This is a genomic window from Hydrogenophaga sp. (assembly GCF_051007235.1).
GTDB lineage: Bacteria > Pseudomonadota > Gammaproteobacteria > Burkholderiales > Burkholderiaceae_C > Hydrogenophaga.
On record NZ_JBPCSJ010000568.1, the window covers coordinates 1 to 5,662 of the forward strand.

Genomic DNA, 5,662 nt, shown 5'->3' on the forward strand with positions numbered 1-5,662 from the left:
CCTGCAGCGCGACCAGTTGATGGCCATGGCCACGAAGGCCCAGAACATGAAGAAAACCGACGCCGTGGCGGCCGTGGTGACCGCCTGCGAGCAACTCGCGAAAGTGACCACCGCATGAAGCACGCCATTCGACACATCCACTTTGTGGGCATCGGCGGCTCGGGCATGAGCGGTATCGCCGAGGTGCTGCTCAACCAGGGCTATGTGGTCTCGGGTTCCGACCTGGGCGAAAACGCCGCCACGCGCCGCCTGGCGCAGCTGGGCGCCACGGTGCACAAGGGCCACGACGCGGCCTTCATCGCCGGGGCCGACGCCATCGTCACCTCCACCGCCGTGAAGGCCGACAACCCCGAGGTGGTGGCCGCCCACGCCAAGCTGGTGCCGGTGGTGCCGCGTGCCATCATGCTGGCCGAGCTGATGCGCATGAAAAAGGGCATCGCCATCGCCGGCACGCACGGCAAGACGACCACCACCAGCCTGGTCGCCAGCGTGCTGGCCGCCGCCCACCTGGACCCGACGTTTGTGATCGGCGGGCGGCTGAACAGCGCCGGCGCCAACGCGCAGCTGGGCTCGGGCGAGTACATCGTGGTCGAGGCCGACGAGTCGGACGCGTCCTTCCTGAACCTGCTGCCGGTGCTGTCGGTCGTCACCAACATCGACGCCGACCACATGGACACCTACGGCCACGACTTCGGCAAGCTCAAGTCGGCCTTCGTGGACTTTCTGCACAAGATGCCGTTCTACGGCGCGGCCGTGGTCTGTGTGGACGACCCGGCGATCCGCGAGATCCTGCCGCAGATCGCGCGCCCCATCACGCCCTACGGCGTGAGCGAGGACGCGCAGATCCGCGCCGTCAACGTGCGTGCCGTGGGCGGACAGATGCACTTCACCGTGCAGCGCCGCAACGGCGAGGTGCTGCCCGACCTGGACGTGGTGCTCAACCTGCCGGGCCACCACAACGTGCTCAACGCGCTGGCGGCCATCGGCATCGCGGTCGAGATCGGCGTGCCCGACGCCGCCATCCAGCAGGCGCTCGCCGAGTTCAAAGGCGTGGGCCGGCGCTTCCAGCGCTACGGCGACGCGGCCCTGCCGTCGGGGGGTGTGGCCACGCTGGTGGACGACTACGGCCACCACCCGGTGGAGATGGCGGCCACGCTGGCCGCGGCGCGTGGCGCCTTCCCGGGCCGGCGCCTGGTGCTGGCCTTCCAGCCGCACCGCTACAGCCGCACGCGCGACTGTTTCGAGGATTTCGTGAAGGTGATCGGCCAGGCCGACGCCGTTCTGCTGGCCGAGGTGTACGCCGCCGGCGAGGCGCCCATCGTGGCCGCCGATGGCCGTGCCCTGACCCGCGCCTTGCGGGTGGCGGGCAAGGTCGAACCGGTGTTCGTGGACGACATCACCGTCATGCCGCAGGCGGTGCTGGACAACGCCCGCGATGGCGACGTGGTGCTGTGCATGGGCGCCGGCTCCATCGGCGCGGTGGCGGGGCAGGTGGTCGAACTGGCCAGCAAGGCCAAGGTTTGAACGTGGGAGCTGTTGTGAATTACATGGATGCAAAAGCGCTCGGCAAGGTCGCCGTGCTGCTGGGCGGGCGCTCCGCCGAACGCGAGGTCTCGCTCATGTCCGGCACCGGCGTGCTGGCGGCGCTGAAGTCCAAGGGTGTGGATGCCCACGCCTTTGACCCGGCCGAACGCGACCTGGGGGAGCTCAAGCGCGAAGGTTTCAACCGCGTCTTCATCGCCTTGCACGGTCGCTTCGGCGAAGACGGCACGGTGCAGGGTGCGCTCGAAATCATGGGCATTCCGTACACCGGCCCGGGCGTCATGGCGTCGAGTGTGGCCATGGACAAGCTCATGACCAAGCGCATCTGGATCGCCGAAGGCCTGTCGACGCCGGCCTGGCGCCAGGTGCACAGCGCGGCCGAGACCCGCGCCGCCTTCGAGGCGCTGGGCTCGCCCATGATCGTCAAGCCGGTGCGCGAAGGCTCGACCATCGGCCTGACCAAGGTCATGACCGCCGACCAGTGCGAGGCGGCCTATGCGCTGGCCTCCGGCCAGGACCCGATGGTGATGTGCGAACAGTTCATCGCCGGTGACGAGGTGACCATTCCCGTGCTGGGCACCGGCGCCCAGGCGCGCGCGCTGCCGGTGATCCGCATCGTCGCGCCCGACGGCAACTACGACTACCAGCACAAGTACTTCACCGACGACACCAAGTACCTCGTGCCCTGCGGTCTGCCCGAGGGAGAAGAGGCCGCGATCCAGGCGCTGGTGCTGCAGGCCTTCCGCGCGCTGGACTGCCGCGGCTGGGCCCGCGCCGACGTGATGATCGACGCGAAGACGCGCCAGCCGTATCTGCTGGAAATCAACACCTCGCCGGGCATGACCAGCCACTCGCTGGTGCCCATGTCGGCCCGCGCCACCGGCCTGTCGTACGAAGACCTGTGCCTGCAGGTGCTGGCCAGCGCGGCGCTGGACAACGCTCCCCACCAGGCCTGATGCCCCACGCCCCATGGACCGCACCGAACTGCCCCTGGACGTCAAGCTCATGACCATGGCCACGCGCGCCCTGGTCGTGGTGCTGATCGCCCTCGCGGCGGTGGCGGCGGGCACCTGGGCGCTGCGCCACCCGGCCTGGTCGGTGCGGGCCATCACGGTGCAGGGCGACGTGGTGCACCAGAACGCCGTGACCTTCCGCGCGCAGCTGGCAGCGCAGATGAAGAGCAGCCTCTCGGGCAGCTTCCTCACGCTGGACCTGCAGCAGGTGCGCAGCCTGTTCGAGGCCGTGCCCTGGGTGCGCAGCGCGGTGGTACAGCGCGAATTCCCCAACCGCCTGCGCGTGACCATCGAAGAACACCAGGCCGTGGCCTGGTGGGGCCAGGCGGGCTCGGGCCGGCTGGTCAACCGGCTGGGCGAGGTCTTCGACGCCAGCCCGGACGAAGGCGAAGAGCTACCCGAACTGGCCGGGCCCGACCATCAATCGGCCCAGGTGTGGGCGCTGTTCCAGAGCCTGCAGACCGAATTCAGCCGCCTGGACATGGGCCTGTCCCGGCTGCAGCTCAACGAGCGCGGCAGCTGGAGCATCGATCTCGACAGCGGCACGCACATCGAACTGGGCCGTGGCACGCCCGACGAGCTGCTGGCCCGCACGCAGCGTTTCACCGCCACCCTCAGCCAGCTGACGGCGCGCTACCCCGGCGCCCTGCAGTCGGTGGACCTGCGCTATCCCAATGGCTACGCGTTGCGCGTGCGCGGCGTGACCACCGTCGCCCAGGACGATCCCAAGCAATCCCAGAACACCCGGTAAACAAGCACACATCATGGCCAAGGAATACAAGGACCTCGTCGTCGGACTGGACATCGGCACCGCCAAGATCATGGTGGTGGTGGCCGAGGTGCAGGCCAATGGTGAACTCAAGCTCGCGGGGCTCGGCGTCTCGGCCAGCCACGGGCTCAAGCGCGGCGTGGTGGTCAACATCGACGCCACGGTGCAGAGCATCCAGCAGGCGCTCAAAGAAGCCGAGCTGATGGCCGATTGCCGCATCGCCCGCGTCTACACCGGCATCACCGGCAGCCACATCCGCGGCATCAACAGCAGCGGCATGGTGGCCATCAAGGACCGCGAGGTCACCCCGGCCGATGTGGCCCGCGTGATCGAGACGGCCAAGGCGATCAACATCTCGACCGACCAGCGCCTGCTGCTGGTCGAGCCGCAGGAATTCGTGATCGACGGCCAGGAGGTCAAGGAGCCGATCGGCATGAGCGGCATCCGCCTGGAAGCCAAGGTGCACATCGTCACCGGCGCCCAGAGCGCGGCGGAAAACATCATCAAGTGCGTGCGCCGCTGCGGGCTGGAGGTGGACCAGCTCATGCTCAACCCGCTGGCGTCGAGCCAGGCCATCCTGACCGACGACGAGAAAGAACTGGGCGTGGCGCTGGTGGACATCGGCGCCGGCACCACCGACGTGGCGATCTTCGCTGGCGGTGCGATCCGCCACACGGCGGTGATCCCGATCGCCGGTGACCTGATCACCAGCGACATCGCCATGGCGCTGCGCACGCCCACCAAGGACGCCGAGGACATCAAGGTCGAGAACGGTTGCGCCAAGCAGCTGCTGGCCGACCCGGAGACGCGGGTCGAGGTGCCCGGCCTGGGCGACCGCGGCCCGCGCATGCTCAGCCGCCAGGCCCTGGCCGGCGTGATCGAGCCGCGCGTCGAAGAGATTTTTGCCCTGGTGCAACAGGTGGTGCGCGATTCGGGCTTCGAGGAGGTGCTGTCCTCGGGCATCGTGCTCACCGGCGGCAGCGCCGTCATGCCGGGCATGGTCGAACTGGGCGAGGACATCTTCCTCAAACCGGTGCGCCGCGGTGTGCCGCACTACGCCGGCGCGCTGTCGGACATGGTGTCGCAGCCGCGCGCGGCCACGGTCATGGGTCTGCTCGAAGAAGCCCGCCTGGCGCGCGTGCGCGGACACAAGGTGGCGCAGAAGGCCGGCTCCATGCAGGGCGCGCTGGACCGCATGAAAAACTGGTTTGTGGGGACGTTCTGATCATGAAACGTCCACTTGCCGCACAGGGTGACCCCCGCACACGCCCCCGATCCCGATGTCGGGACTGCACAGGGCCACCCGGATGAGTCCCCACCCCCATCACCGAATCGCCAGCGTTTTTTTGAATCACACCGCGACCCGCAAGGGCGCAACCCAGGAGGTTTTATGAGCATCGAAATGATCGAAGTCGAAGAGTTCAACCAAGGCACCCAGATCAAGGTGATCGGCGTCGGCGGCGGCGGCGGCAACGCGGTGGACCACATGGTCTCGCGCAACGTCCAGGGCGTGGAATTCATCTGCGCCAACACCGATGCCCAGGCCCTGAGCCGCAGCCTGGCCTCCCGCACCATCCAGCTGGGCGGCACCGGCCTGGGCGCCGGCAGCAAGCCCGAGAAGGGCCGTGACGCGGCCGAACTGGCGGTGGAAGACATCCGCACCGCCATCGATGGCGCGCACATGCTGTTCATCACCCCCGGCATGGGCGGCGGCACCGGCACAGGCGCTGCGCCGGTGATCGCGCGCGTGGCCAAGGAAATGGGCATCCTGACCGTGGGTGTGGTGACCAAGCCCTTCGATTTCGAAGGCGGCAAGCGCATGCAGAACGCCGATGCCGGTCTGGCCGAGCTCGAAGCCAATGTGGACTCGCTGATCGTGGTGCTCAACGACAAACTGCTCGATGTGCTGGGCGAGGACGTGACCCAGGACGAGGCCTTTGCCCACGCCAACGACGTGCTCAAGAACGCTGTCGGCGGCATCGCCGAGATCATCAACGAGTACGGCAACGTGAACGTCGACTTCGAAGACGTGCGCACCGTGATGGGCGAGCCCGGCAAGGCCATGATGGGCACCGCCACCGCCACCGGTCCGGACCGCGCCCGCATCGCCGCCGAGCAGGCCGTGGCCTGCCCGCTGCTGGAGGGTGTGGACCTGTCCGGCGCCAAGGGCGTGCTGGTGCTGGTGACGGCGTCCAAGGGCAGCCTGAAGCTCAAGGAATCGAAGGAAGCGATGAACGCCATCAAGGCCTACGCCGCACCGGACGCGCACGTGATCTACGGCGCCGCCTACGACGAGAGCCTGGGCGACGAGATGCGCGTGACCGTGGTGGCCACGGGT

5 protein-coding genes are annotated in these 5,662 nt (G+C 68.3%); all 5 read left to right on the top strand.

Annotated elements, in window-relative coordinates:
• Positions 1 to 114 precede the first annotated feature (114 nt).
• Complete coding sequence (gene murC / locus ACR2JA_RS20210; RefSeq protein WP_434010851.1) at positions 115 to 1,524, top strand: UDP-N-acetylmuramate--L-alanine ligase; 1,410 nt, start codon at positions 115 to 117, stop codon at positions 1,522 to 1,524.
• A 23-nt stretch (positions 1,525 to 1,547) separates the two neighbouring features.
• Complete coding sequence (locus ACR2JA_RS20215) at positions 1,548 to 2,498, top strand: D-alanine--D-alanine ligase (RefSeq protein WP_434010852.1); 951 nt, start codon at positions 1,548 to 1,550, stop codon at positions 2,496 to 2,498.
• 13 nt (positions 2,499 to 2,511) lie between these two features.
• Positions 2,512 to 3,306 (top strand): cell division protein FtsQ/DivIB, encoded by a 795-nt coding sequence (locus ACR2JA_RS20220; protein ID WP_434010853.1) that lies wholly within the window; start codon positions 2,512 to 2,514, stop codon positions 3,304 to 3,306.
• A 13-nt stretch (positions 3,307 to 3,319) separates the two neighbouring features.
• Complete coding sequence (ftsA, locus tag ACR2JA_RS20225; RefSeq protein WP_434010854.1) at positions 3,320 to 4,549, top strand: cell division protein FtsA; 1,230 nt, start codon at positions 3,320 to 3,322, stop codon at positions 4,547 to 4,549.
• A 165-nt stretch (positions 4,550 to 4,714) separates the two neighbouring features.
• Positions 4,715 to 5,662 (top strand): cell division protein FtsZ (gene ftsZ, locus ACR2JA_RS20230; RefSeq protein WP_434010855.1); only part of this gene is annotated, 948 nt, incomplete at its 3' end.